A 26,555-nucleotide genomic window follows, 5' to 3' on the forward strand; every position below is an offset into this window, starting at 1 on the left:
GGGGCGACGGCAGGCAATCTGCCGTCTTTGGTTGTTGCTATGGGCGTGATAGCGACAAGCGATTGTTCCACTTTCCAGAACACTCAATTCTTCTTTTACGGGTTTTTCTCGGGCCCTTCGATCTCTACACTGCAGTCATCGATGAACGACATCGCAACGCAAGAAACGATGCGGTTTTCCGAGCAGCGCCCCGTGCCATCTCACATAACGGCACGCCGCGTTGAATTCAACCAACCCGAAGGAGAAAAATCATGAATGCAAAGTATATCGTCGCCGCCGCCCTGGCCCTGTCCGCTTCCTCGCTGGCTTTCGCCGAAGCGCAATATCCGGTCGACAAGCCTTTCGTGTCGACCACCACCCGCGCTGCCGTGAAGGCTGAACTGGCCCGTGCCCAGCAACAAGGCGTGGCCAACCAGGTTGACTCGGTCTATCCGGTGGTGACTTCGGCGCCTGCCAACAATGGCCTGCAATCGGCCGGTAACGTCTCGGCAACCTACTCGGGCGCCTGATTGCCCGTCGGTTTTTATCGTACTTAGAAAAAGAAAAGAGGAATGATCATGCTGGCCCAACTGATTTCGCGCGGAACCTCCATCTACCCCCGTCTGTACATGCAGATGGCGGCCTTGGTGGGTTTGCTGATCGCCGCCGAGTTCAGCATGGGCACCCTGAGCATGATGCTGACCCAGCGCGCTGTCTATCGCGTCTCGCAACGCGTACGTCGCCGCCGTGAGGTGGCGCGCCATGCGAGCGTCGATTGCCCCAGTGGCAACTGCTGCGCCTGATCCCTCTTTTGCAGACCTGGCCCCTGAGGCCGATTGCGGCCCGATGCGACTTGATTCGCCTCGGGCCGTCGTGCTTTTGCGGCATGGATAATTTTCCCTTGCTGTCCTGAAAACCGGGTTGCAGCCGCTTCCCCGTTCTCATGCCAAAATGGCATGGGACGGCAAGCCATGCCGTTTTGTATAGTGGCGGGCGGGTTTGCATGGGCGAACTCGCAGGTCAAAGGGGCAGGGATATGGAAATCAAATGGGTCGAGGACTTCCTGTCGGTCGTGGAGACCCTCAATTTCAGCCGCTCGGCCAAGTTGCGCAACGTCACGCAACCCGCCTTTGGCCGCCGCATCCGTTCGCTTGAGACCTGGCTGGGGGCAGAGCTGTTCGATCGCTCCTCCTATCCTTGCACGCTGACGCCGGCGGGCGAATCGTTCGTCCCCATCGCGCGTGAGATGCTGAACCAGTCGATGCAGGCCCGCCTGGTGCTGCGGGGACAACTGGCCGGTTCCCAGGCGGCGGTGCGCTTTGCCATGCCGCACACCTTGCTGTTGACCCTTTATCCGCGCCTGCTGTCGGAAATCGAACGCAAGGTGGGCGCCATCTCGACCACCGTCATGGCCGGCAATGTGCATGACGCCGTGATGGCGCTGGTCGAACGCAACTGCGACCTGCTGATCTGCTACGACCATCGCCAGCAGGGCATCGCCCTCGACAACGAGCGTTACGCCATGCTGTCGCTGGGCAAGGAGCCGTTGCGCCCCTACGTCAAGGCGCTGCCCAACGGCCAGCCCAAGTATGTGCTGCCGGGTACGCCTGCTGAGCCGCTGCCGTTTCTCAGTTATTCCCCCTATTCGTCGCTGTCGCGCATCGTCGAGAAAGCCTTGCACACCAGCCCGCGCCGGGTGCATTTGTTCCGGCGTTTCGAGACCGACCTGGCCGAGGGCCTCAAGAGCATGGCCGTCGAAGGTCATGGCGTGGCCTGGCTGCCGGCCAGCGCGGTGGCGCGTGAAGTGGCCGAAGGCAAGCTGGTGCTGGCGATTGCCGCCAACGATGGCGAAGCGCTGGCGGCCGGCTTGTGGTGCGACGAGATGGATATCCGCCTCTACCGCCGGCTCGATGGCAGTTCGCCCGAGATCGACCGCATCTGGGCCTACCTGAAGAGCGAACACGCGCCCGGCTAGCGCCCGGCCCGGTCGGCCGGCGACATTTTCCAATTATTCGAAGGAGTCACCATGCAATTCATCAGCAACCAGCAGATCAGCGAACTGATCACTACCGAAGACGCCATCGGCGCCATGCGCGAGGCGTTTGCCGCCGCCGGCGAAGGCGCGCACCAGGGCCGTGTGCGCACCTCGGCATCGAACGGCGTGATGCTGTCGATGATGGGGGCGGTGATCCCTGGTGCCGGCATTGCCGGCGCCAAGATCTACACCACCATCAAGGGCCAGTTCAAGTTCGTCATCGTGCTGTTTTCCAGCGAGACCGGTGCGCCGCTGGCGACCATCGAAGGCGACACCATGACGGGGCTGCGCACTGCTGCCGCGACGGCGGTGGCCTGCGACGCGCTGGCGCGTCCCGATGTCGAGGTGCTGTCGGTGATCGGCACCGGCGTGCAGGCGCGCTCGCACGTGCCGGCGCTGCTGCAGGTGCGCAAGTTCAAGGAAATCCTGGTGGCAGGTAAATCCGGCCAGCAAGAGCTGGCGGCCGAATTCACGCGCACCCTGGGCGTGCCGGCGCGCGCCGTCGACATCGACGAAGCCGCCAGCCGCGCCGATGTGCTGGTCACGGTGACCCGCTCGGCCACGCCCCTGTTCGATGGCGCGCTGCTGCGTCCGGGCAGTTTCGTGGCGGCAGTGGGCGCCTCCAAGGCCACCGTGCGTGAACTGGACGATGTCGCCATCAAGCGTGCGGCGGCGCTGTTCGTCGAGTGGAAGCCGCAGGCGCAGCAGGAAGCCGGTGATCTCGTGCAATGCGCGCCCGGTACGTTCGACTGGGCCAACGTAATGGAGCTGGCGCAGGCGGTTGATGGCAGCGCACCGTACCAGCGCCAGGCGGACGACATCGTGATCTACAAGGGGATCGGTATCGGCCTGGAAGATGTGGCCCTGGCGGGGCTGGCTTATCGCAAGGCCTGTATCAAGTACGGCTGGTAAGTCGGGAGCGCTCCGTTGGCGTCAATGAAGTCGCTGGGTACCGGCCTTCGCCGGTACGACGGGGTCTCCATCAATTTATCATCCGTCGTCCTGACGCAAGTCAGGACCCAGCGACTTTCGCTGCGCTTCCATCACCCCCTCCCGGCGATTGCCGACTGTTGCCCACGTCAACGCTCGCGCATGCTTTCGCTGGCGTAGGCGATCAGCGGCGAGAGGAAGTACTCGATCACGCGCCGCCTGCCGGTCTTGATCTCGACCGCCACCGCCATCCCCGGGCCGAGTGCCACCGAAGTACCGTTGACCTGCACTGCATGGCGTTGCAGCCGTACCCGGGTGGAATAGACCAGGCCACGCCGTTCGTCGCTGATGGCGTCGTGCGAGACCGACATCACGCTGGCGGCGATGGTGCCGAACTTGGTATAGGGGAAGGTCTCGATCTTGACCTCGGCATCCTGGCCGGGCCTGACAAAGCCGATATCCTTGTTCTCCAGAAATGCCTCGACTTCAAGTGACTGCTCGACGGGCACGATCATCATCAGCACCTGCGCCGGCGTCACCACGCCGGACTCGGTGTGTATCGCCAACTGTTGCACCGTGCCCGTGACGGGCGCGCGCAACAGCGTCAGTCGACCTTGCAGGTCGGCCTTGGCCAGTTCCTGTTCCAGCCCCGCCTGCTGTTGCAGCGCACGGGTCAGGGTATCGAAGGTGGTACGTCGCAACTGCGCGGCGATTTCGGTTTTCTGGCTGAGCACTTCGCGCAGGCCGGCTTCGATCTCGCGCAGCCGCCCCTTCAGGTTGGCCAGGTCGCCCTCTTGTTCGATGCGTATCTGTTCGCGGTCGAGGTAGCCATGGCGCGAGACGAAATGGCGCTCGACCAGGTGCTTCAGGTCCTGCGCCCGCTGTCGCGCGATGGGCAACGTCTGTTCGAGCTTGCCCACCAGTGCGCGGGTGGCCGTCAGGCTGGCCTCGCGTCGCGCCATCTCGGCATCGATGCGGGCTACCCGGGCGCGAAACTCGTCCAGCTGGCTGTCCAATAGCAATTGTGATTCCTGCCATGCCGACGCGGCAATGTCAGCCGGCCGTTCGGTCCGCGCGCCGGGTTGCTGGTCGAGGATGGCCAGCATGGCGCGCGAACGGATGGCCGCCAGGCGGGCGGCGTCCAGTTCGCCACGCAAGCGCCGGGCGTCGGCCTGCGCATTGGTGGGATCGAGCTCGATCAGGAGATCGCCGGCCCGGACCGCCTGGCCGTCGCTGACATGGATGCGCTTGACGGTTGCCGTCTGTAGCGACTGGATGCTCTTGCTGCGTCCGTCCGAGACGATCTGGCCCTGGGCCGTGGCGACGATGTCGATGCGCCCGAATATGGCCCACAGCAGCGCGATCACCATGAAACAGATCAGCAGCCACATGGCCACTCGCGGGGCGGGTGACACCGGCGTCTCCTGCAGCGCCAGTGCTGCCGGCAGGAACTGCACTTCGTGCGGCAGCCGTCTTGGTGGCGTCATCCGTTGCCGTTGTTGCCAGGCATGACGCCATACCTCGCCCTGGCCACGGACGAATTCTCGAACAGTTTCAAGCAGTAGAAGTTTCATCGCGTCATCCCCGTTGCAAGCGATACAGTCGCGCGTACAGTCCGTCGGACCGGCGCAGAAGTTCGGCATGGGGGCCGGATTCGGCGATCTGGCCCTGTTCCATCACGATGATGCGGTCGGCGTCGCGTACCGCCGACAGTCGGTGCGCAATGATGATCACGGTGCGGTCGCGGCAGATCGCCTGCATGTTGTCCTGGATGACGCGTTCGCTTTCGTAGTCGAGCGCACTGGTGGCTTCGTCGAACACCAGCACGCGCGGATTGCTCATCAGGGCGCGGGCAATGGCGATGCGCTGGCGTTGTCCGCCCGACAGGCTCGATCCATGTTCGCCTACCATCGTGTCGTAGCCCTCGGGCAGATCCAGGATGAACTGGTCGGCGCCGGCCAGGCGTGCCGCCCGCATGACCTGCTCGAGCGAGGCGCCGGGTTCGGCCAGGGCGATGTTGTCGCGAATGCTGCGTGAAAACAGGACGTTCTCTTGCAGCACCACGCCGATCTGGCGCCGTAGCGAACTGGCATCGACCAGCGCCAGGTCGATGCCATCGACCAGCACCCGTCCGCGCTCGGGTACGTACAGGCGTTGCACCAGCCTGGCCAGCGTGCTCTTGCCGGAGCCCGAGCGGCCCACGATGCCGACCACCTCGCCGGCGCGGATGTCGAGGCTGACCTGGCGCAGCACCTCCGGCATGTCGGGTCGGTAGCGAAACACCACCTGCTCCAGCGTGATGCGTCCGACGATGGTCGGCAAGGTGCTCTTGCCACCGGCCAGTTCGGTGCGGGCATTGAGGATGTCGCCCAGCCGTTGCACCGATAGCCCGGTCTGCTGGAAGTCGGTCCACAATTGCGCTAGCCGCATCACCGGCTGCGCCACCTGGCCGGCCAGCATGTTGAAGGCGATCAACTGGCCCAGTGATAGTTGGCCGTCGATCACCAGCCGTGCGCCCAGGTAGAGCGTGGCCACCGTCACCAGCTTCGAGATCAGCGTCACGCCACTTGAAGCCAGCGTGCTGATGGTGGTGGTGCGGAACCCGGCTGCCACATAGGCGGCCAACTGGCGGTCCCAGTTGCGGGTCCAGTGAGGTTCCACCGCCATCGACTTGACGGTGTCGATGCCGTTGATGCTTTCCACCAGGAAGGCCTGGTTCTCGGCGCCACGATTGAATTTTTCGTTGAGTCGGTGGCGCAGCACGGGGGTCAACGATGCCGACACCAGGATGTACAGCGGCAACGACCCCGCCACCACCACCGTCAGCCAGAAGCTGTATTGCAACATGACGGCCAGGAAGACCACCGAGAACAACAGGTCCAGCACCACCGTCAGCGCATTGCCGGTCAGGAAGGAGCGGATGTTTTCGAGCTCGCGCACGCGGGCGACCGAATCACCCACCCGGCGCGCCTGGAAATAGGCGATCGGCAACGCCAGGAGATGGCGGAACAGCCGCGCGCCCAGTTCGACGTCGATGCGACTGGTGGTGTGGGCAAAGACATAACTGCGCAACCCCGTGAGCACCACCTCGAACACGGTGACGACCGCCAGGCCGATGGCGATCACGTCCAGCGTGCTCAAGACGCGATGGGTCAGCACCTTGTCCATCACGACCTGGAAGAACAAGGGCGTGATCACGGCGAAGAACTGCAGCACCAGGCTGACCGCCAGCACCTCCAGCAGCAGGCGCCGATACTTGACGATGGCCGGGATGAACCAGCTGAAGTCGAAGCGGGCCAGCTCGCCGATGATCGAGGCGCGTGAGGTAAACAGGATCAGCTCGCCCGACCAGCGCTGCCGGAGTTCATCCATGCCCAGCATTTGCGGACGGTTCATGCGCGGCGACTGGATCAGCACCTGGTCATCATTGGCGCGCGCGATGACGAAGAAATCCGCGTGCGGCGCGGCAGCGCCGTCTTCAGCCATGCCCAGCGCCACTGCCGGCAGCGGCGTGCGGCCCAGGCGGGCGATGTCGATTTTCACGCGTCGTGCCTGCAGTCCCAGTCGCTGCGCAGCCAGTAGCATGCCTTCGGCATCCATGACGCTGCCGCTGGTGACGAATTCGTGCGCCAGCTGCGGCGCATCGGCGGTAATGCCATGCAGGCGCGCGATCATCACCAGGCAACTCAGGGCGGTATCTACAACGTCGGGGTCGGTCTGGGTCATTGCGTATCGGCGACCAGATGTCGCGGCCTTGGGAAAGGCGAGATTTTCACGCCGCCGGCGTGGTTACGATATCGCTGGAATGCTAGAACTCGTTTCATAAGCTGGTCACGATGCGCCGCGTGAACCAGCCTGGCCCGACAGGATGAACATCGATGGCTGGTAATCGCGGCAAGCGCTACCATTGGTGTTTTATGGTTTGCTCTCGGGGAGCCCCGCTTGGAACTCAGACACCTGCGTTACTTCAACGCCGTCGCCAGCACACTCAGCTTCAGTCGTGCGGCAGAGATGCTGCACATCGCGCAGCCGCCGCTGTCGCGCCAGATCCGCCAGCTCGAAGAGATGGTCGGCGCGGTGCTGATCGACCGCGAATCCCGCCCGATCGCCCTGACCATGGCGGGGCGCTTCTTCTACGAGCAGACGGTGCAATTGCTGGCCCGGCTGGACCAGATCGAAGACGGTACGCGGCGCATCGCCGCCGGCGCCAACCAGTGGTTCAATGTGGGCTTCGTGCCCTCCGCGATGTATGGCATGTTGCCTGAACTGATCAAGCGTTTCCGGCTGGACCGGCCCGACATCGAGATCGGTTTTTCGGAGTTGGTCACCATGGAGCAGGTCGAGGCGCTCAAGTCGGGGCGTATCGATGTCGGCTTCGGACGCTTGCCGATCAGCGATCCCGATATTGCGTGCGTGACCCTGATCGAAGAACCATTGATGGCGGTCTTCCCGCTGGGACATGCGTTGCTGAAGAAATCCAGCGTCAGCCTGGCGCAACTGGCCGGTGAGCGATTCATCCTGTATCCGGCCCGCCCGCGGCCCAGCTATGCCGACCAGGTGCTGGACATCTTCGCCCAGCGCGGCCTGCATCCCAATATCGTCAAGGAAGCCAACGAAATGCAGACCGCCATCGGCCTGGTGGCCGCCGGTGTCGGGGTGGCGCTGGTGCCGGCGTCGGTGAAGGGGCTGCATCGTACCGACGTGGTGTACCGGCCGCTGTCCGGTAAAGGAATCTGCTCGCCGGTGATCATGAATGTGCGTGCCAGCGACCGCTCGCCGTTGCTGGACGAATTGCGCTCGCTGGCCGGTGAGATCGTGCTGCAGTTATCGCGCTGACACGCTCACGGTGACATCTACGCAGGTCCGGTCGTGCCCACATCAGACCAACTGGCAGCCAGCGCCGGCGTCAATGCCTGGCTGAGCGCAGCATCCAGCGGGGCGCCGCCGTCCAGCGGTGCAGGGAAAACCGACATCGCCGCTACCAGCGCATCCACCTTGTCGTGGCTCAGTATCTTGTCGTCGCCTGACATGAAGCGCGCCACCTGGTTGGGAATGTCCCGATACCAATCCTTGATGGTCATGCCCTCGCGCGAGCCCACCACGTTGACGGCGAGATCGTTGTCCTGGCGGCGAAACCACAGGCGATGGGTGTCCAGCGTTTCTCCGAACGCGACGGTGCCTTGCGGGCGGCCTGGGTTGCCGTCGCCATGGGCTTGCAAGGTGTCACGGCCGTCGCCGGCATCGAAGAAGTAGACGTTGTGCTCGGCGTCGCCCATTGCCACCAGCGTATCGTCGCCGAGGCCGCCATCGAGCACCCCGCGGCCCATCAGGATGTCGCTGCCCAGGCCGCCGTAGATGATGTTGTTGCCCAGGCCGTCACTGACGTAATCGTCGCCCGCGCCGGCATGGATCAGGTTGTTGCCGCAGAAGCCGGGAATGACGTCGTCTTGCTCGGTGCCGAGCACGGTGATATCCATCCCGGCGATATCCGGCTGGCCCCAGACCGTCCCGTCGGCGAACACAATCTGCCTGAGTTGATGCGCCGCTCCCTTGAACCAGTCCAGCAACGTGACCTGGCTGTTCGCGCCCATGTAAAGGCTAAGGTGGTTGTCGTCCCGCACCAGATCGATCGAGGCGGGTGCAATGCCCTGACCCAGTTGCAGGATACCCTGTCCGGAGGGATCCGGGTGATCGCCCACGACTGAAATGGTGTCGAATCCATCGCCGATGGCGTATTGGTAGACGTTGCCACGGCCGTCGCCGGCGGCGCTGATCACATCGTCGCCGGGGCCGCCATTGATGACGCCGGACCCGACGATGGTGTCGTTGCCGGTGCCGCCGAGCAGCTGGTTGTTGCCTTGTTCGTCATGCAGATAGTCATCGCCGGCGCCGGCGTCGATGATGTGGTCGCCGGCACCACCCTGAAGGAGATCTTCGCTATTGGTGCCCCGGATCAGGATGGGCGCGCCTGGCGCAGGTGTGGCAATGTCGTTGGCAACGTTGGATGTGTTCATGTCGTTCCTCGCAGTTGAAGTCATGGGATAGCTCGGCCCCGCACCAGGTCCCGGCACGGGAAGGGCGATCTTGGCCAGGCACGTCTTCATACCGCGTTGTATCGCTCCACTGCGGGACGAACTTGGTAGAAATGCGAGATACGGATAACCGCAAAAAAAGAAGCCGGCCACGCCCCGCTGGGGGTGGCCGGCTTCTTGCAGCAGCGACGCAATATCAGTCCAGGAAGTCCGAAAGCGCGTGCGTGAATTCGGACGGCGCCTCGATATTGGAAAGGTGCGACGCCGGCACTTCGACATAGCGCGCTGCATCGATGCGTTCGCACATGAACTGCGCGTCGGCCACTGTCGTCACCGGATCGTCACGGCCGGCGATGACCAGTGTGGGCAGCTTGATGCCGGCGATCTCGTCACGCAGGTCGGCGCTGGCCAGCGCCCGACAACAGGCAGCGTAGCCGGTCGCGGAAGAGGTCGCCAGTTCATCGGTCATGGCGTTGACCAGCGCTGGCGAGCGCGCCGTGAAGCCGTTGGTGAACCAGCGCCCCGGCGCCCCCGCGGCCAGTTCTGTCATGCCTTTTTCCACCACCTGTTGCGCCCGCGTATTCCAGGCGTCGGCATTGCCGATGCGGGCGGCGCTATTGGCCACCGTCAGGCTCAGCAGGCGCTCGGGGGCGTGCACCCCCAGCCACAGGCCGGTGATGCCACCCATCGAAATGCCGCAGAAATGCGCACGTTCGATCTCCAGGCTGTCCATCAGGCCGATGACATCGCGACCCAGTTGTTCCAGCGTGAATGCCGCATCGGCCGCGAGTCCGGCGATGGTGCTGCGGCCGTGGCCGCGTGTGTCATAGCGCAATACGCGCCACTGCGTGCGCAGCGCCTCGGCCTGGCCCTGCCACATCGACAGGCTGGTGCCCAGCGAATTGGACAGCACCAGCACCGGCGCCCCGGCCGGCCCCTCCAGCGTGTAATGCAGCCTGCTCGGCAAAGCTGCGGTCATGGCGCAAAGTGCACGCGGTCGACTTCTGCCTTGGGCAGGTCGGACTGTTCGCGGTGCATCGTGAAATCGAAGTCGATCGAATAGAACGGCGCATCGAGTTCGTTCTTGCGGATGGCGGCGGCATCGGTGATGTGGGTCAGGGCCGGCACCAGGCCATCGCGGGTGGCGAAGGCGAAGTCATCCCACAGGAACGGGTCGCCTTCGATGTTGATCTGCGTGGTCAGCTTGCGTCGGCCCGGCGCCGAGATGAAGAAGTGGATATGCGCCGGGCGAGTGCCGTGGCGGCCCAGCAGTTTCATCAACTGGTCGGTCGAGCCGCCCGGTGGCACGCTGTAGCCGACCGGCACCCGCGAACGGAAGCGATAGCGACCCTCGGCATCGGTGCGGATGCTGCGGCGCAGGTTGAACGGCGACTGGCTCGGATCGAAGAATGAATAACCCCCCAGGTGATTGGCATGCCAGACCTCCACCAGCGCATGCGCCACCGGCTGGCCGTCCATGTCGCGCACCTGGCCCTGCATGAACAGGACTTCACCCGGTTGCGGGTCCTGGTCGAGACGCGCAAAACCCTTCTCTTCCGGCGCGCCGGCCACGTAGAGCGGGCCTTCGATGGTGCGCGGGGTGCCGCCGGTGACGCCGGCGCGTGCTTCGGCCTCGTCGCTGCGCAGATCGAGGAAGTGTTCCAGGCCGAGGCCGGCAGCGATCAGGCCGTATTCGCCATTGCGCCCGGCATCGGTCAGGTAGGCCATGGCCGACCAGAACTCTTCCGGCTGTACGTCGAAGTCTTCGATGGTGTGGAACAGGTCGTGCACGATGCGGTTGACGATCTGTTGCACGCGGTTGGCTGGCTGGCCCGAATCGGCGCCCTGGATCTTGCGCAGTACTGCGTCGATAGCTTGCTTGTCCATGTTGGTCTCTCTCTCTCTTTTGGTATGGATGTTTCTCGTGACGATGCGTCACCCGGCGGGATCCTGCTTAACGGTCGTCCTCATGGATCGACGAAGGGTGGCGGCACAGCGCCTCCACTTCGATCTTCATGTACGGGAACAGCGGCAGGCTGGTCAGCAGGTCGTGCAGTTCGGTGGCGCCCGACACATCGAAGATGCTGATGTTGGCGTAGCGGCCCGCGACCCGCCACAGGTGGCGCCACTTGCCTTCGTGCTGCAGGCGTTGCGCCAGTTCGCGTTCGGCGCTCTTGAGGGCGTCGGCGCTTTCCTTGGGCATGGTGTGCGGCAGTTGCACATCCATCGTTACTTTGAACAGCATGGGGGTCTCCTTAGCGGCGGTCGCGCCGCAGATGATTGATGCGATCTTCGTCCAGCGTGATGCCCAGGCCCGGCCCGCTCGGCAGGGTCAGGGCAAAGTCGTGGTAGGCCAGCGGCTCGGTGAGGATTTCTTCGGTCAGCAGCAAAGGACCAAACAGCTCGGTGCCCCACGCCAGGTTGGAAAAGCCGGCGAACAGCTGGGCCGACGCCATGGTGCCGATCGCGCCTTCGAGCATGGTGCCGCCGTACAGGTCGACCTGGGCCGCGCCGGCAATGGCGGCGACCGCCTGCGCACCGGCCAGGCCGCCGGACTGGTTGATCTTGACGGCAAACACATCGGCGGCGGCATGGTGGGCCACACAGAACGCATCCAGCGGGCCATGCAGCACTTCGTCGGCCATCAGCGCCACCCGGTTCTTGCTGCGCAGGCGCGCCATGCCTTCGATGTTGGCTGCCGCAATCGGTTGCTCCACCAGGTCGCAGCCGGCGTCTTCCAGCAGCGCCATGCCGAGCATCGCGTCGGTTTCGCTCCATGCCATGTTGACGTCGACCCGCACGCTGGCGCGCTCGCCCACGGCGCGCTTGATGGCGGCCACATGGGCGGCGTCTTCGCGCACCGTGCGCGAGCCGATCTTGAGCTTGAAGATATTGTGGCGCCGCGCCGCCAGCATCTTCTCGGCTTCCTCGATGTCGCGGGCGGTGTCGCCCGAGGCCAGGGTCCAGGCGATCGGCAGCGCGTCCCGCACGCGACCACCGAAGAGCGTCGACAGCGGCACCCCCAGGCGTCGGGCCTGGGCATCGTAGAGCGCAGTCTCGATGGCGCACTTGGCAAAGCGGTTGCCTTGCACGTGGCGGCCGATCAGTTGCATGCGCGCCGCCACCTGGGTTGCATCCTGGCCCTTGAGCAGCGGCGTCAGGTAGGTGTCGATGTTGACCTTGATGCTTTCCGGACTTTCTTCGCCATAGGCCAGGCCGCCGATGGTGGTGGCTTCACCCAGGCCGGTGACGCCGTCGGCCCCGGTGATGCGCACCAGCACCAGCGTCTGGCGGTACATGGTCGCCATGGAGAGCTTGTGGGGGCGAATGGTGGGCACATCCAGCAGGATGACCTCGACGTGTTCGATGGCAATGGCAGATTGGGTCATGGCAGTCTTTGGTAACGATGACCGATCTTAGTGACGACAATCGCGGCCTGTCCAAGACCATTTGCGACCGGGTCCATACCTTGTGGGTATAGTGGACTCAGTCTGCCGGGTTCTCCGGCTCTTCGCGGCCGAACATCTCGGCCAGCGTATCGCGCAGCCAGGCGATGCCGGGATCGGCGGCGAAGCGCGTGTGGGTATGCAGCCGGACCGGAATGCGCGGCATCGGCAACGGCAGGTCGAGCAGGACGCAATCGCGCGCCAGGTTGACCTGTTCGGCAATGCTGCGCGGCAGGATCAATGCCAGGTCGGTCTTGAGCACGATCTGCGGCGCCACCGTGAAGTGCGGGATGCGCAGGGCGATGTCGCGCCGGATGCCAGCCTTGCGAAATACATCCTCGGCCAGCTTGTGACCGGTGGTGTTGGTGGCCGTGTAGACATAGCGCAGGCGGGTCAAGGTGTCCATGGTCAGGGGCGCGCCCGCCAGCGGATGGGCGCGGCGCAGCATGCAGATGTATTCGTCGTACAGCACCGTCTGGCTTACGCAATCGTCCGACAGGCCCGGCAGGTAGCCGAAGGCGAGGTCGATGTCGCCATTGCGCATGGCCGCGCTGAGTGCCTCGATCGGCATCTGCTCCACCTCGAACGACACGCGCGGCGCGGATTGCGCCAGCCGTTCCATCAACAGCGGCAGGACATGTGCAGAAGACATATCGGACATCACCATGCGAAAGGTGCGGCTGGCGGTTGCCGGATCGAAATGCGCATGGTTCTGCAACGCATCGTGGATGATCGTGAGCGCATTGGCGATGGGCGTATGCAGGCGCACGGCCGCGTCCGTCGGCACCATGGCCGTGGGCGTGCGCACGAACAGCGGATCGTCGAACATCTCGCGCAGGCGGCGCAGTGCGTGGCTCACGGCCGGCTGCGTCAGGTGCAAACGTTCGGCGGCGGTGGTGAGGCTGCGTTCTTCCCAGATCGCGATGAAGGTCTTGAGCAGATTCAGGTCGACCGTGGCGATATTCATTTGTTTCATGAAGAACATTCCCGACAATCATTTGACGGCGAAATTGCAGAGGCACTATCGTTGTTCATGACGGTGCGCGAGGGGTGTTGCTGAAGCGATTGAAGCAATCGTTGTGCCTGATGTCTCCAGGTGTGCCGCCAGCGCGGTCGGCGAGCGGGCCACCTTGTATTTGATTTTCATCTGCGTCGGATAAGCCGCTCTTATGCGGCCTGTCTTCCCGGGCGCCTGGCTGAGCCGGGGCCTGGGTCAGCAGAAGCGCCGAGCATAACGCTGCGGTGCGCGCACTGTCACTTGAATTTTTTTATGGGTCACATCATGCAAACGGAATTTCGCAACGCCATGGCGCGGCTGTCGGCCGCCGTCAATATCGTCACCACCGATGGCCCTTTGGGACGCGCCGCCATGACGGTCAGCGCCGTGACCTCGGTGTCGGACAGCCCGGCCACGCTGCTGGTCTGCATCAATCTCAAGAGCGCGGCGCAGCCGGTGTTCATCGGCAATGGCCGCCTGTGCGTCAACATCCTGGCCGCCCGCCACGAACAGCTGGCGCGCCAGATCGCCGGCATGACCGGGCTCACCCCCGCCGAGCGCATGGCGCAGGTGCAATGGCGCACCGGCGAGCATGGCCAGCCCACCTTGCCGGATGCGCTGGCCGCGCTGGAAGGCGATATCGTCCACGAGCAGCGGGCCGGATCGCATTGCGTGTTGTTCGTCGAGCTGCGCCATATTCGCCTGGCGGACGTCGCCGAAGACGGCCTGGCCTATTTCGAACGGCAGTTCCATCGGATCGCCGCGCCGCCGGTGGCGGTCGCCGCCTGAGCCGGTGCCGGTTCAGGGCAGCAGGATCGACAGGTCCTGCGCGCCACGCAACAGCACCGGCAGGAATTCGCCTTCCATCTGCTGGCGCGACACCCGCGCCGCCTGCGCGCCCACATTGAGCGCCGCCACCACCGCGCCGGAGGCGCCGCGCACCGGCACCGCGATCGAGCGCAGGCCGATCTCGAGTTCCTGGTCGTTGATCGCATAGCCATCGCGGCGGATGCCCGCCAGGATGTCGCGCAGGCGTCGTTGCGACACCACGGTGTTGTCCGTGAAGGCGCGCAGCTTGACGCGGGCGAAGTAGGTATCGAGCTCGTCGGCCGGCATCGCCGCCAGCATCACCCGCCCCAGCGAGGTGCAATAGGCCGGCAGCCGGCTGCCGGTATTGAGGGCCACCGACATCACGCGTGAGGTCGCCGAACGCGCCACATAAAGCACTTCATCTTCGTTGAGCACCGCCAGCGACGATGACTCGCCCAGTTCGCGGGTGACGCTGTTGAGGCAGGGTTGGGCCGACACCGTCAGGGGCGTGGAAGACAGGTAGGAATAACCCAGCGTCAGGGTCTTCGGCCCCAGCGAAAAATAATGACCATCCGCATCCACATAACCCAGCGCCAGCAGCGTATGCAGGCAGCGTCGCACGGCTGCGCGCGAAATCCCGGTGCGCTGGCTGAGCTGGGCAATCGTCATGGCCTTTCGCATGTCGCTGAAGGCCCGGATCACCGCCAGCCCGCGCGCCAGTGACGTCATGAAATCGGGATCGGCCATGGCGTCGATCTGCTCGGCCACGCTGGGCGCGGCCTGCAGCTCGGGGCCGCCATCTGTTTCTGCCTCTGCTATGGGCCGACGCTTGCGGGTGGTGACTGCTGTCATGGCGATCTCTTAAAGGGAATGTGTGCGAATTTTAACCAAGTGTTCGGCAACCGAACACAAATTGATCGCGTGCATTGACGCCCGGTTGGCGTGATCGCTACACTTTTTGTGCGAATAAAGATGATGTGTGCGGTAATCGCACATATCTCCATCAACCTTGCAGCAAGGCACAACCGTGATAGACAAGACCATCGCATCGCTGGAGCAGGCCGTCGCCGGTATCCAGGACGGCGCCACCATCATGATCGGCGGCTTCGGCAATGCCGGCATGCCGTCGGCGCTGATCGACGCCCTGATCGACCAGGGCGCGCGTGAACTGACCATCGTCAACAACAATGCCGGCAATGGCGAGACCGGCCTGGCGGCGCTGTTGAAGGCCCGGCGCGTGCGCAAGATCATCTGTTCCTTCCCGCGCCAGGCCGACTCGCAGGTGTTCGACGCCCTGTATCGCGCCGGCGACCTGGAACTGGAACTGACGCCGCAAGGCAACCTGGCCGAGCGCATCCGCGCCGCCGGGGCCGGCATTGGCGGCTTCTTCAGCCCGACCGGCTACGGCACCATGCTGGCCGAGGGCAAGGAAACACGCTTGATCGATGGTCGCCACTACGTGCTGGAGTCGCCCATCCACGCCGACTTCGCGCTGATCAAGGCGCACCGCGGCGACCGCTGGGGCAACCTGGTGTACCGCAAGACGGCGCGCAATTTCGGCCCCATCATGGCCATGGCCGCCAAGTGCGCGGTGGCCCAGGTCGATGAGATCGTCGAACTGGGTCAACTGGACCCCGAACATATCGTGACCCCCGGCATTTTCGTGCAGCGGGTGGTGCAGGCACCCAAGGAGAGCAAGTGATGAACCGCTATACCCGTGACCAGATGGCCGCACGCGTGGCGCGCGACATTCCCGAGGGCGCCTATGTGAACCTGGGCATTGGCCTGCCGACCAAGGTCGCCAACTACCTGCCCGCCGACAAGGAAATCTTTCTCCACAGCGAGAACGGCCTGCTGGGCATGGGCCCGGCGCCGGCCAGCGGCGAGGAAGACGAAGACCTGATCAACGCCGGCAAGCAGCCGGTGACCTTGCTGACAGGCGGCGCCTTCTTTCACCACGCCGATTCGTTTGCCATGATGCGCGGCGGGCATCTCGATATCTGCGTGCTGGGCGCTTTCCAGGTGGCGCAGAACGGCGACCTGGCCAACTGGCACACCGGCGCGCCCGATGCCATTCCCGCCGTCGGTGGCGCAATGGACCTGGCCATCGGCGCCAAGCAAGTATTCGTGATGATGGAGCACCAGACCAAGAACGGTGAGAGCAAGATCGTCGAACGCTGCGGCTATCCCCTGACCGGCATTGCCTGCGTCAGTCGCATCTATACCGACCTGGCCGTGATCGACATCACGCCCACCGGCCTCGAAGTGCTTGAGATGGTCGACGGCCTGTCGCTGGCGACGTTGCAAGAATTGACCGGCGCGCCATTGCGGCTGGCCGCCTGAACGGAGAAACACATGAAAGACGTATTCATCTGCGATGCCATCCGCACCCCGATCGGGCGCTTCGGCGGCGCCTTCAAGGATGTGCGCGCCGACGATCTGGGCGCGGTGCCGCTGCGTGCATTGGTCGAACGCAACCGGCAGGTCGACTGGAAGGCGGTGGACGATGTCGTCTACGGCTGCGCCAACCAGGCCGGCGAAGACAACCGCAACGTGGCGCGCATGTCGGCATTGCTGGCCGGCTTGCCGCAGGAAATACCGGGCACCACCATCAATCGCCTGTGCGGCTCCGGCATGGACGCGGTGGGCTTCGCGGCGCGCGCCATCAAGGCCGGTGAAGCGCAGCTGATGATTGCCGGCGGCGTCGAGAGCATGACCCGCGCGCCGTTCGTCATGGGCAAGGCCGAATCGGCTTTTTCACGCAATGCCAGTCTCTTCGATACCACCATCGGCTGGCGTTTCGTCAATCCATTGATGAAGGCGCAGTACGGCGTCGACTCCATGCCCGAGACCGGCGAGAACGTGGCGACCGACTACCGCATCAGCCGTGCCGACCAGGACCTCTTCGCGCTCAACAGCCAGGCCAAGGCGGCGCGGGCGCAAGCCAACGGCGTACTGGCGCAAGAGATCGTGGCGGTGACCATCGCCCAGAAGAAGGGCGATCCGATCGTGGTTACGCAGGACGAACATCCGCGCGCCACCACCCTCGAATCGCTGGCCCGGCTCAAGGGCGTGGTGCGGCCGGACGGCACCGTGACGGCCGGTAATGCGTCGGGCGTCAACGACGGCGCTTGCGCCTTGCTGCTGGCCAGCGCCGAAGCGGTGGAGCAATACGGACTAACGCCGCGTGCCCGCGTGCTGGGCATGGCCAGCGCCGGCGTGGCGCCGCGCGTGATGGGAATCGGCCCGGCGCCGGCGGTGAGCAAGCTGCTCAAGCGCTTGGGCCTGGACATCGGGCAGATGGATGTGATCGAGCTCAATGAAGCCTTTGCCTCGCAGGGCCTGGCGGTGTTGCGCGAACTCGGCGTGGCCGATGACGACGCAAGGGTCAATGCCAACGGTGGCGCCATTGCCCTGGGACATCCTCTGGGCATGAGCGGGGCCCGGCTGGTGACGACGGCGATGTATCAGTTGCAGCGCTCGGGTGGGCGCTACGCGCTGTGCACCATGTGCGTGGGCGTGGGGCAGGGTATTGCGATGGTGATCGAGCGGGTGTGACGACGTGCGGGATGCGCCGGCAGCGCCACCTGATGCGCTCCCGGCGGCATGCCCGGCTTAAGTCGTTGCTGTGCTGGTCCAGCTGCTGGCCAGTATCGGCGCCAGGGTCTGGCGCATGCTGTCCGGCAAGGCGGTGTCTGCGGCCAACGGTGCAGCACACTGCGCCATTGCCTGAACCAGGGCGTCAACCCGGTCTGCCGGCATCGTCTTTTGATTGCCCAGTTCGAAATTCTTCACCTGGTGGCCGGTGCCGAGAAACCAGTTGCTGATGGTGATGCCGGCAGTCGAACCGACCACCGTGACGGCCAGGTCGTCTTCCTGGCGGCGGAACCAGAGGTCGCTTTCTTGCAACGGGTCGAGGAACGCGATGGTCCCGCTGCGTGCGGAGGTGTCCGCAGCGCCGGTAATGTGCAGCGTATCGTGGCCATCTCCGCGCCCGTAATAGTAGATATTCTGTCGAGAATCGCCCCTGGCGACGATGTTGTCATCTCCGGCGCCGCCGTGGATGGCGCCTTGTCCCATGATGACATCGTTGCCCGCTCCCCCGAAGATCAGATTCTCGCCCACGGGAGCGAAGATGAAATCGTGGCCGGCCAGGCCGACGATGACATCGTTCTTGACGGTGCCTTCGAGCGTGTCATTGCCGGTTGTGCCGGTGATCTGGACCGGCATCCCGGCGATGGTGGTGCGGTTCCAGCTTTCTCCGGTGGCGAAAACGACCTGTCCCAGCCGGCAATTCCTGTCGGCAAACCAGTTTTCGATGGTGACCGAATTGTTGTCATCCAGCGTGAAGAGCAGATCGCCGCCGCGGCGTTCCAGTCGTATCGCAGATGGGGCGATGCCCGGGCCGAAAGACAGGACGCTGTCGTTCAGGCTGTGATCCTTGAAGTAGCTGCCACTGTCGGTGAGAAATTCCTGCCGGCCGAGCGAGCCGATCGTATCGTGGCCATCGCCGAGATAAAAGCGGAACTTGCCATCGCCGCGGATCAGGTCGTTGCCGGGCCCGCCCGTGAAGCTGCCATGCCCGATGAGCCGGTCGTCGCCCTCGTTGCCATAGAGGAGGTTCTCGCCGACGGTATCGATGATGGAATCATTGCCGCCGCGCCCGGCAATCACATCCGGACCCAGTCCACCGGCAAGTCGATCGTCGCTCTCGGTCCCCAATATGAATTGCCGCCTGGCGGTGCCTGCGTTATCTGCTGCGTCGTTGTCGCTCGGTTGGGTCGTCTGGTTCATGTGTGTCCTTTCAGTCGATTGCCCCGGCGATGACCGCGTATCGATCATTCTGACCGGAGCACGAATTCTTGTGCCGACCCACTGCCATGAACATTCTTGACGCACATATCAGCGCGATGTCTGAACTTATTTGAACCGCCCGATTACCTGCAGGTCGGCAGGCGTATCGATGTCGGCGAAGATGCCGGGATCGTCCACCGCGACTTCGGTCACCGCATGCGCGGCCAGGATCGAGCGCGCCCCCTGGTCACCGGTGAGCGCCAGCAGGGCATCGCGATGGCGCGCCGAAAAGCCGACCGGATGCCCCCGGCGCGATCCAGAGACCGGCACCGCGATATCGGCGCCGGCCTCCATTGCGGCGCAGATGGCGGCGATGGTGGCGGGTTGCACCAACGGCATGTCGGCCAGCGCCACCAGCCAGCCAGGCGCATCGCGTGTGTGCAAGACACCCTGGCGCAGTGTGGCGCTCATTTCGCGCGGACCTGACGGATCGGTCAGGATGACCTCGCAACCGAGGCGTCGCAGCGAATCGGCCAGCGCGCCTGCGGCGGCGACGATCGCCACCACCGGTATCGCAGGCAACAGCGCTTGTGCAGCCAGCTCGGCCACCGTTGCGTCGTGTTGCCCGCAGGGCTGGATCAGCTTGCTTTCGGCATTGTCAAAACGCGACCCGCGGCCCGCCGCCAGCAGCAGGCCAATGATCGCGGATGGCGGGGGTATCCGATGGTTGGGGATGTGCGTCATGCGCGTTCCTTTATTGAAAAGTGTGCCATTGCATTCAGAACGCAGGCAACCTGCGCGTCACCGGCTGTGACTTCACGATGGCCGAATTGGTCTCGGCTTTATCCACGATCCGCGCCAGGATGAAATCCAGGTGTTCGATCGAGCGCAGGTGAAGCCGCGCGATGAAGCAGTCGTCGCCTGTCACCTTGTCGCATTCGCTGAGTTCGGGAATCGTCTCCAGCACCTTCATGACCGCCGACAGCTTGCCGGGCAGCGGCTTGATGCGCACGATGGCCTGCAGCGAATAGCCCAGCGCGTGCGGGTCCACTTCAATCGTATAGGCGCGGATGATGCCGCGTTCTTCCAGTCGTCGCAGGCGGTCGGCGGTGCCGGGCGCGGACAGGCCGATGTGTTCGGCCAGGGTCTTGATCGGCATGCGCGCATCGACCTGTAGCAGGCCCAGGAGCTGTCGGTCCGTGTCGTCGAGTGACATGGTTTTTCCTTTGAATTATCTTTTTTAAAAAGGGATTTGTTTGATCTTCTCTTTTTATAGCAGAGATTCATTCTGGTTGAGACGGTTATATTTATTCCCATCTTTATAAGGGAATACATCATGAACGACAACCTCAGAGGCACGCTGGAGATGAGCGTGTCCATGGTGATTTCAGGCACCATCGGCTGGCTGGTGGTGTTGTCGGGCCGACCGGTTGCCGAGGTGGTGTTCTGGCGATGCGTGTTCGGCGCGGTTGCCTTGTTGCCGATCTGCCTGGCCCTGGGACAGTTGCAGCGGGTGTCGATGACCTGGCGCCAGTTCGGATTGGTGTTGCTGGTCGGCCTGGCGCTGGTGGCGAACTGGCTATTGCTGTTTGCTTCCTATTCGCGCACCTCGATCTCGATTGCCACCGCCGTCTATAACACGCAGCCGTTCATGCTGGTGGGCATGGGCGCGCTGCTGCTGCGGGAAAGACTGACGCCGATCCGTGTCGGTTGCCTGCTGTTGTCCTTTTCGGGCGTACTGCTGATCGTGCAGGGGCGGCCGCTGTCGCAGGACGGCGGCGACTATCTGGTCGGCGTGCTGATGGCGCTGGCGGCGGCCTTGCTGTATGCCGTGGCGGCGTTCATCACCAAGCAGCTCAAGGGGGTGTCGCCGCACCTGATTGCCTTGAGCCAGACACTGATCGGCGCCGTGCTGCTGATGCCGATGGCGCCCGACCCCGGCACGGTCTCGCCCACCGCCTGGCCGGTTCTGGTGGCCATCGGCGTGGTCAATACCGGGATCATGTACCTGTTGCTCTATAGCGCGATCCAGCGCCTGCCGACCTACCTCACGGGCGGCCTGTCCTTCATCTATCCGGCGGTCGCCTTCATCGTTGACGCCTGGGCTTTCGGCCATCGGATGCAGTGGCTGCAGGTACTGGGCGCCATGGCGATCTTCACTGGCGCGGCGGCCATGATGGCGGGAGAACGCCTGCGTTGGCCGAGCTGGCGGCGCTCCGACCGCAGGCATGAAGCCGGCCCGGTCGGTACAGGACAATGTCCGGTTAATAAAAACTAACGCTTGTAACACGCAAGTAAAAATCGCCCCGTATAGTTCGCTCCGTTCCTGACAGGTTGTCAGAAACCGGCCGCTACGCTTTAGCCCACGCGGCCGATCAATGGACCACAGAGTCCGGAATACACGTGGCGCACGCGAATGGGACCGCGCGCCTCCATCGCCATCGATATTTGGCCTGACCGTATGCGGAGCAATCGCAGGGATGTGAGTTTCCGCGGTAAAGGCCAGGTGAAGTCGGATTCACAACCATGAGTCCGGGGGCCGGCTCGGCCCGAATTTATAAACTTTCAGGGGTATTCATGAAGAAAACAGCATTTGCATTGGCCGCTCTGGGGCTGATCGCCTCGTCCGCGCAAGCGCAAAGCAGCGTCACCGTCTACGGTATCATCGACCTGGGCCTGACCTATTCCAGCAACGTCAGCCGTGGCACCACGCCAGGCTCCAACGGCAGCCGCTTCTCGGTCGATTCGGGCGATGTGTCGACTTCCCGCATCGGTTTTCGCGGCACCGAAGATCTCGGTGGCGGCCTGAAGGCGATCTTCCAGCTCGAAAACGGTTTCAATGCCGATGACGGCAGCATGGCAACCGCCGGCACCCTGTTCGACCGCAAGTCGGTGGTGGGCCTGTCGGGTGGTTTCGGTACCGTCACCATCGGTCGTCAGGTCGATTACCTCGATGACATCGGTTCCAAGTACACCTCGGTGCAGACCTTCGGCGGCAACGGCGTCAAGGGCGGTCACTTCAACAACCTGGACCGCATCGCCGGTTCGCGCGCCAACAACTCGATCCGCTTCGACTCCGCCAACTACGGCGGCTTCACCGGCAACCTGCTGTACGGTTTCGGCGAAGTGGCAGGTAACAACTCGGCTGGTCAGGCACTGGGCTTGGGCGCCAACTACGCCAACGGTCCGTTCGGCATCGGTATCGGTTACTACCGCAGCAAGCTGGCCGCCGATGCGCTGCCGGCGCGTGCAGGCGACACCGACCTGAAGACCTTCACCCTGGGCACCAGCTACCAGTTCGGCCCGGCCAAGCTGTACGGCGCATGGTCGCAGACCAAGCGTCCGCTGCAAGGTTCGGTCGGCACCGCGTTGCAACAGATCACGGTGGCTACCAAGGCCAACATCTTCGATATCGGCGTCGACTACACGCTTAACACCAACCTGCACCTGCTGGCCAGCGTGATCCATGATCGCGCCGACATCAGCCGCACCACCACCGGCGCGACCAAGGTCAAGACCACCCAGATCAACCTGGGCGTGGACTACTACCTGTCCAAGCGCACCGACGTGTATGCGATGTACAGCCACCAGAGCGCCAACAACGTGCGCAACCCTGGCGTGACCAACGGCGCCTATTCGGCCTCGCCGTTCGACGACGCCAACATGAACGTGTTGCGCGTGGGCCTGCGTCACAAGTTCTGAGCGTGATGCCTGAATAGTCTTGAGAGGAGCAGTATTTGATACGGCGTTACCTGCGAGGGTAACGCCGTTTTTTTTGCGGTGCAGATTGCGCGTGCGTCGGTCTAGACCGAGCGGCTCAGGCCGCCATCGACCCGCAGGTTCTGGCCGGTGATGTAGGCTGCGCCTTCCGAGGCCAGGAAGGCGATGGTGGCGGCGATCTCTTCGCTGGTGCCATAGCGCTGCATCGGCACGCTGGCGCGACGTTCTTCGCGCTTCGGCAGGCTGTCGATCCAACCCGGCAGCACATTGTTCATGCGCACGTTGTCGCGCGCGTAGGTGTCGGTGAAGATCTTGGTGAAGGCGGCCAGGCCGGAACGAAATACCGCCGAGGTGGGAAACATGTCGCTCGGCTCGAACGCCCATGCGGTGGAAATGTTGATGATGGTGCCGCCGCCCTGTTGCTGCATCAGTGGTGTGACCAGGCGCGTGGGACGGATCACGTTGAGCAGGTAGGTCTCCATGCCGCGATGCCAGTCGTCGTCGCTGATGTCGAGGATCGGGGCGCGTGGACCGTGGCCGGCGCTGTTGACCAGCACATCGACACGGCCCCAGCGCGCCACCGCCTGGTCGACCAGCGACTTGAGGTCGTCGGGTGACTGGTTGGAGCCGGTGACGCCGATGCCGCCCAATTCCAGGGCCAATGCTTCGCCCCGTCCGGAGGACGAAAGAATGCCTACCTTGAAACCATCGGCGGCCAGCTTTCTTGCGGCTGCCGCGCCCATGCCGCTGCCGGCGGCGGTGATCAACGCTACTTTTTCAGTCATCTGGAATGCTCCCGTGTGCAAAGGCGCACATCGTATTACAGCGGCGTGCAAATTGCTGGCCGCTGTCAGGCGCGCATTATTCCGGCGTGAGCCATAGCGCCAGCAGCGGTACGCTGGAGAGCAACAGGCAGAGCAGGGCGGCGCCGATGAAGAGCCAGAGTTTCTTGATTTTCATGATGAAGGCAGAAGCGGGCGTGACCCGCCCGACGCAAAAGGCTCCAGTTTAACGCGTGAACCCACTGCGGCGACAGGCTGGCCTGCCGGGTGTGCGATTTACAGCAGGCGCCACCAGGCAGCCAGCTTGGCAAAGACGCCGTCGCTGGGCTGGTGGAACAGATAGGGACGCTTTGCCTGCAATTTGGCCAGCGCGTCCTTTTCGGCCTGTTCCTTGATCGAACCGTAGGCCACGCCCAATTTGAGCAGGGTACGAAACGCGCCCAGCTGTTCGCGCGCCAGCACGCCATGGGCATGCTCCAGCGCGACCTGGGTGTCGTTCATCTGCTGGCCCAGCGCATGGGCCAGGCGGGTGGCGGGGGTCTTCAGCTTTTCCTGCACCACCGTGATGCTCACGGCGGCCGACTTGATCTGGGCCGCCAGCACGTCGACCTGGGTTTCGTCGCCCTGGGATTGCTTGATGATGGCCAGGGCCCAGGCGCGGGCCGCCTCGGTGAGGTCCTCGGTGCTCCAGTCGTGGCGCACCGCGATGTGAAAGCCGTAGTTGGCCGCTTCGGCGATCAGGATCTCCACCACATCCGGGAAATCCTTGCCCATGGCGCGCCGGGCCCAGGCGTACTGGCCCGACATCATCAGGTGCTGGACCGCTTCCTCGGTGAGGAAGTTGGTATTGTCCGACAAGCGGGCCATCAGGAACGCATCGAACGAAGGCGCCACGAAGCCCGAATCGACCTTGGTCGACAGCCGCACGAAATTCTTGAATTCGCGCTGCAGCATTTCGTACACATCGTCCTTCAGGTTGAGCTTGAGCTGCTTCATGTTGTTCTCCTGGTTGCGCAACCACCTTTAACGGCGGCGCGGGCCCGAAACTTTACCCTTGGCAACCTCATCTGTCGTCGCGCCTCTGGTTGCATCCGCTTATTGGCCCAGCAACCGATAACTGTGCTGGTTGTCGAGACAGGCGCCGCTGCCGCACTGGAGCACGGTCGAGACCAGGTTGCCGGCCACCAGCAGCACGAACAAGAGCGCGACCAGCTTGCCGCCCAACGAATGCCAGGACCCGCGCCGCGCCGGCGCCTCCCATTGCTGCACCAGAAGCAGGATGACCACGGCGACGCTGGCGGCCAGCGCCGTCAATGCCGTCAGCGTATAAATATGCAGGCCCAGCAGCGTCGGGCCGACGCCGGGGTTGCCCGGGGCGATATATGACAGCGCCTGCCACGAAGCGATGACGCCGGTGGTGATCGCACCGGCCAGCGTCACGCCGTAATGCGCTCCCTTGACGCCAAAGCGCACGTTCATCAGCAAGCCCATGCCGGTGAGGATCAGGCCGGCACGCTGCAGCAGGCCCAGCGGGGACGGGAGTTCACGCAGCGCCAGCTGATGGTAGAACATCAAGCCAAGGAGGGCTGAAATGACCAGCAGCGCTGCAACGTTGAGGACATTGCCGGCCGAGCTGTCGCGGTCACGTCCGGTGGAGAGGATGGCGTCCCGCACGGCGCGCTTCAGAGCGACAGAGTCAGCGGCGTGGCCGCACTCTGCGCGAACCAGTACAGGGTGACGCCCAGTGTGCCCAGCCACATGACGTAACCGAAGCGTGACCAGCCCGCGATGATGCCCAGCATTGCCAGCATCGCCAGCAGGAAGGGGAGATACATGAACATGGGAAGGCCTCTCGGGTGCTCCGGCAGCACATTTTGGTTTTGCGCGATGATAGCGCAAAGCGGTGCGGCGCAGATGATAAGCTTTCCGTCATGCGACAGTGCTTGCCAGTCTGCCAAGCACTGATGCCAGATCGATAACATTCATAACTTTTATAACAATCACCCACGACTTGAAGGAGACATACATGCAGCACAGCAGCAGCGCATCGGCGCCACAGATCCGACGCGTGGCCGTCATTGGCACCGGCGTCATTGGCGCCAGTTGGGTCGCCGGTTTCCTGGCGCAGGGCCTGGATGTAGCCGCCACCGACCCTGGTGCGGGCGCTCGTGAGCGGCTGACGGAGGCCGTCGCACGCCACTGGCCAGGGCTGGAGGCATTGGGTCTGGCACCGGGGGCATCGCCCTCCCGGCTGACCTTTTTCGACCAGCTCGAAGACGCTCTGGAGGGCGCCGACTTCGTCCAGGAAAACGGTCCCGAGCGGGAAGACCTCAAGATCGAGCTGTTCCGCCGCATCGATGCGGCGCTGCCCGAACACGTGATCATCGCCTCGAGTTCGTCGGGGCTGTTGATGAGCCGGGTGCAGCAGGCATGTCGTCATCCGCAACGGGTGGTGCTGGGGCACCCGTTCAACCCGCCGCACATGATCCCGCTGGTGGAAGTGATCGGTGGCCAGCAGACCTCGCCGGAGACGGTGCAGCGCGCCATGGATTTCTACACCGCCATCGGCAAGAAGCCGATTCATCCGCGCAAGGAGGTCAAGGGGCACATCGCCAACCGCTTGCAGGCGGCGTTGTGGCGCGAGGCATTTCACCTGGTCGAGCAGGGCGTGGCCACCACCGAAGACATCGATACCGCCATCGCCTATGGCCCCGGCCTGCGCTGGGCGCTGATGGGGCCGTTCCTCAACCTGCACCTGTCGGGTGGCGCCGGCGGCATCGATCACATGCTGGAACACCTGGGGCCGCCCATCGAGAGCTGGTGGGCAGACCTCGGTACGCCCACCATCAGCGATGCGCTACGGCAGCAGATCGCCGCCGGCGTGGCGACCCAGATGGAAGGCAGGACCTCGGCCGAGCTGGGCGCGCAACGCGACCAGTTGCTGGTGGAGTTGATCACGGCCAAGGCGCGCGCGCGGGTCATTCCCTGACGATAGCGTGTGCTTGCCGCAGCGTCGCTGTTGCGCTGCGG

28 protein-coding genes are annotated in these 26,555 nt (G+C 63.9%); 12 read left to right on the forward strand and 16 right to left on the reverse strand.

Annotated elements, in window-relative coordinates:
- Window positions 1-251 precede the first annotated feature (251 nt).
- The 4 genes from LBW87_RS21455 to LBW87_RS21470 all read left to right on the forward strand — a co-directional run bounded on the left by LBW87_RS21455 (window position 252) and on the right by LBW87_RS21470 (window position 2,926).
- Window positions 252-509, forward strand: coding sequence for a DUF4148 domain-containing protein (locus LBW87_RS21455; protein ID WP_225203507.1), 258 nt, complete (start codon window positions 252-254; stop codon window positions 507-509).
- 48 nt (window positions 510-557) lie between these two features.
- Window positions 558-782 carry a hypothetical protein gene (locus tag LBW87_RS21460; protein ID WP_225203508.1) on the forward strand — a complete coding sequence of 75 codons (225 nt, stop codon included), beginning with the start codon at window positions 558-560 and terminating at the stop codon, window positions 780-782.
- A gap of 233 nt (window positions 783-1,015) precedes the next feature.
- On the forward strand, window positions 1,016-1,954 hold the full coding sequence (locus LBW87_RS21465) for a LysR family transcriptional regulator (protein ID WP_225203509.1): 939 nt from the start codon (window positions 1,016-1,018) through the stop codon (window positions 1,952-1,954).
- A gap of 51 nt (window positions 1,955-2,005) precedes the next feature.
- Window positions 2,006-2,926 (forward strand): ornithine cyclodeaminase family protein, encoded by a 921-nt coding sequence (locus LBW87_RS21470; protein ID WP_225203510.1) that lies wholly within the window; start codon window positions 2,006-2,008, stop codon window positions 2,924-2,926.
- 167 nt (window positions 2,927-3,093) lie between these two features.
- Here the strand turns inward: LBW87_RS21470 and LBW87_RS21475 are convergent, their stop codons facing one another.
- Both LBW87_RS21475 and LBW87_RS21480 read right to left on the reverse strand, forming a co-directional pair.
- Window positions 3,094-4,518: an HlyD family type I secretion periplasmic adaptor subunit gene (locus LBW87_RS21475; RefSeq protein ID WP_225203511.1), complete on the reverse strand. Its 1,425-nt coding sequence runs from the start codon at window positions 4,516-4,518 to the stop codon at window positions 3,094-3,096.
- Between the two features lie 4 nt (window positions 4,519-4,522).
- Window positions 4,523-6,670 (reverse strand): type I secretion system permease/ATPase, encoded by a 2,148-nt coding sequence (locus tag LBW87_RS21480; RefSeq protein ID WP_225203512.1) that lies wholly within the window; start codon window positions 6,668-6,670, stop codon window positions 4,523-4,525.
- A gap of 216 nt (window positions 6,671-6,886) precedes the next feature.
- Here LBW87_RS21480 and LBW87_RS21485 point away from each other — a divergent pair, with 216 nt between their 5' ends.
- The gene (locus tag LBW87_RS21485) at window positions 6,887-7,780 is read left to right on the forward strand and encodes a LysR family transcriptional regulator (RefSeq protein ID WP_225203513.1); all 894 of its coding nucleotides are present in this window, start codon (window positions 6,887-6,889) and stop codon (window positions 7,778-7,780) included.
- Window positions 7,781-7,797: 17 nt separating this feature from the next.
- Here the strand turns inward: LBW87_RS21485 and LBW87_RS21490 are convergent, their stop codons facing one another.
- From LBW87_RS21490 to LBW87_RS21515, 6 genes are all read right to left on the reverse strand, one after another.
- Window positions 7,798-8,958, reverse strand: a complete 1,161-nt coding sequence (locus LBW87_RS21490) for a calcium-binding protein (RefSeq protein WP_225203514.1) — start codon at window positions 8,956-8,958, stop codon at window positions 7,798-7,800.
- A gap of 214 nt (window positions 8,959-9,172) precedes the next feature.
- Window positions 9,173-9,955, reverse strand: coding sequence for a 3-oxoadipate enol-lactonase (gene pcaD, locus LBW87_RS21495; RefSeq protein ID WP_225203515.1), 783 nt, complete (start codon window positions 9,953-9,955; stop codon window positions 9,173-9,175).
- The gene (gene catA, locus LBW87_RS21500) at window positions 9,952-10,863 is read right to left on the reverse strand and encodes a catechol 1,2-dioxygenase (protein WP_225203516.1); all 912 of its coding nucleotides are present in this window, start codon (window positions 10,861-10,863) and stop codon (window positions 9,952-9,954) included. The genes pcaD and catA overlap by 4 nt, the downstream gene beginning before the upstream one ends.
- A 67-nt stretch (window positions 10,864-10,930) precedes the next feature.
- Entirely contained in the window at window positions 10,931-11,221 is a 291-nt protein-coding gene (catC, locus tag LBW87_RS21505) for a muconolactone Delta-isomerase (RefSeq protein WP_225203517.1), read from the reverse strand.
- Between the two features lie 10 nt (window positions 11,222-11,231).
- Window positions 11,232-12,365 (reverse strand): muconate/chloromuconate family cycloisomerase, encoded by a 1,134-nt coding sequence (locus tag LBW87_RS21510; RefSeq protein WP_225203518.1) that lies wholly within the window; start codon window positions 12,363-12,365, stop codon window positions 11,232-11,234.
- Window positions 12,366-12,462: 97 nt separating this feature from the next.
- On the reverse strand, window positions 12,463-13,398 hold the full coding sequence (locus LBW87_RS21515; RefSeq protein WP_225203519.1) for a LysR family transcriptional regulator: 936 nt from the start codon (window positions 13,396-13,398) through the stop codon (window positions 12,463-12,465).
- A 306-nt stretch (window positions 13,399-13,704) separates the two neighbouring features.
- Here LBW87_RS21515 and LBW87_RS21520 point away from each other — a divergent pair, with 306 nt between their 5' ends.
- Window positions 13,705-14,208 carry a flavin reductase gene (locus LBW87_RS21520; protein WP_225203520.1) on the forward strand — a complete coding sequence of 168 codons (504 nt, stop codon included), beginning with the start codon at window positions 13,705-13,707 and terminating at the stop codon, window positions 14,206-14,208.
- Window positions 14,209-14,220: 12 nt separating this feature from the next.
- Here the strand turns inward: LBW87_RS21520 and LBW87_RS21525 are convergent, their stop codons facing one another.
- On the reverse strand, window positions 14,221-15,081 hold the full coding sequence (locus tag LBW87_RS21525; protein ID WP_225203521.1) for an IclR family transcriptional regulator C-terminal domain-containing protein: 861 nt from the start codon (window positions 15,079-15,081) through the stop codon (window positions 14,221-14,223).
- Between the two features lie 175 nt (window positions 15,082-15,256).
- Between LBW87_RS21525 and LBW87_RS21530 the strand changes: the two genes are divergently transcribed.
- From LBW87_RS21530 to pcaF, 3 genes are read left to right on the forward strand one after another with little or no spacing between them, the layout of a single operon-like run.
- Entirely contained in the window at window positions 15,257-15,931 is a 675-nt protein-coding gene (locus LBW87_RS21530; protein WP_225203522.1) for a 3-oxoacid CoA-transferase subunit A, read from the forward strand.
- Window positions 15,931-16,572 carry a 3-oxoacid CoA-transferase subunit B gene (locus tag LBW87_RS21535; RefSeq protein WP_225203523.1) on the forward strand — a complete coding sequence of 214 codons (642 nt, stop codon included), beginning with the start codon at window positions 15,931-15,933 and terminating at the stop codon, window positions 16,570-16,572. Before LBW87_RS21530 ends, LBW87_RS21535 begins: the two co-directional genes overlap by 1 nt.
- A 12-nt stretch (window positions 16,573-16,584) precedes the next feature.
- Window positions 16,585-17,787, forward strand: coding sequence for a 3-oxoadipyl-CoA thiolase (gene pcaF, locus LBW87_RS21540; RefSeq protein WP_225203524.1), 1,203 nt, complete (start codon window positions 16,585-16,587; stop codon window positions 17,785-17,787).
- 57 nt (window positions 17,788-17,844) lie between these two features.
- Here the strand turns inward: pcaF and LBW87_RS21545 are convergent, their stop codons facing one another.
- The 3 genes from LBW87_RS21545 to LBW87_RS21555 form a co-directional block, all read right to left on the reverse strand.
- Window positions 17,845-19,023 carry a calcium-binding protein gene (locus LBW87_RS21545; protein WP_225203525.1) on the reverse strand — a complete coding sequence of 393 codons (1,179 nt, stop codon included), beginning with the start codon at window positions 19,021-19,023 and terminating at the stop codon, window positions 17,845-17,847.
- Window positions 19,024-19,149: 126 nt separating this feature from the next.
- Window positions 19,150-19,767 (reverse strand): NTP transferase domain-containing protein, encoded by a 618-nt coding sequence (locus LBW87_RS21550; RefSeq protein ID WP_225203526.1) that lies wholly within the window; start codon window positions 19,765-19,767, stop codon window positions 19,150-19,152.
- Window positions 19,768-19,801: 34 nt separating this feature from the next.
- Window positions 19,802-20,239 (reverse strand): Lrp/AsnC family transcriptional regulator, encoded by a 438-nt coding sequence (locus LBW87_RS21555; protein WP_225203527.1) that lies wholly within the window; start codon window positions 20,237-20,239, stop codon window positions 19,802-19,804.
- 120 nt (window positions 20,240-20,359) lie between these two features.
- Here LBW87_RS21555 and LBW87_RS21560 point away from each other — a divergent pair, with 120 nt between their 5' ends.
- Complete coding sequence (locus tag LBW87_RS21560; RefSeq protein WP_225203528.1) at window positions 20,360-21,301, forward strand: DMT family transporter; 942 nt, start codon at window positions 20,360-20,362, stop codon at window positions 21,299-21,301.
- A gap of 299 nt (window positions 21,302-21,600) precedes the next feature.
- Entirely contained in the window at window positions 21,601-22,725 is a 1,125-nt protein-coding gene (locus LBW87_RS21565) for a porin (protein ID WP_225203529.1), read from the forward strand.
- A gap of 101 nt (window positions 22,726-22,826) precedes the next feature.
- On the opposite strand, the gene LBW87_RS21570 is transcribed toward LBW87_RS21565, so the two are convergent.
- The 4 genes from LBW87_RS21570 to LBW87_RS21585 all read right to left on the reverse strand — a co-directional run bounded on the left by LBW87_RS21570 (window position 22,827) and on the right by LBW87_RS21585 (window position 25,366).
- Window positions 22,827-23,528, reverse strand: a complete 702-nt coding sequence (locus tag LBW87_RS21570) for an SDR family oxidoreductase (RefSeq protein WP_225203530.1) — start codon at window positions 23,526-23,528, stop codon at window positions 22,827-22,829.
- Window positions 23,529-23,801: 273 nt separating this feature from the next.
- A complete protein-coding gene (locus LBW87_RS21575) occupies window positions 23,802-24,521 on the reverse strand; it encodes a DUF4088 family protein (protein WP_225203531.1) in 720 nt (239 codons plus the stop codon).
- Between the two features lie 99 nt (window positions 24,522-24,620).
- Window positions 24,621-25,199: a disulfide bond formation protein B gene (locus tag LBW87_RS21580; RefSeq protein WP_225203532.1), complete on the reverse strand. Its 579-nt coding sequence runs from the start codon at window positions 25,197-25,199 to the stop codon at window positions 24,621-24,623.
- A gap of 8 nt (window positions 25,200-25,207) precedes the next feature.
- The gene (locus tag LBW87_RS21585; protein WP_225203533.1) at window positions 25,208-25,366 is read right to left on the reverse strand and encodes a DUF5993 family protein; all 159 of its coding nucleotides are present in this window, start codon (window positions 25,364-25,366) and stop codon (window positions 25,208-25,210) included.
- 185 nt (window positions 25,367-25,551) lie between these two features.
- Here LBW87_RS21585 and LBW87_RS21590 point away from each other — a divergent pair, with 185 nt between their 5' ends.
- The gene (locus LBW87_RS21590) at window positions 25,552-26,514 is read left to right on the forward strand and encodes a 3-hydroxyacyl-CoA dehydrogenase NAD-binding domain-containing protein (protein ID WP_225203534.1); all 963 of its coding nucleotides are present in this window, start codon (window positions 25,552-25,554) and stop codon (window positions 26,512-26,514) included.
- Window positions 26,515-26,555 lie beyond the last annotated feature (41 nt).

It is taken from the genome of Herbaspirillum sp. alder98 (assembly GCF_020179755.1).
In the GTDB taxonomy this organism is placed as follows: Bacteria; Pseudomonadota; Gammaproteobacteria; order Burkholderiales; family Burkholderiaceae_D; genus Herbaspirillum.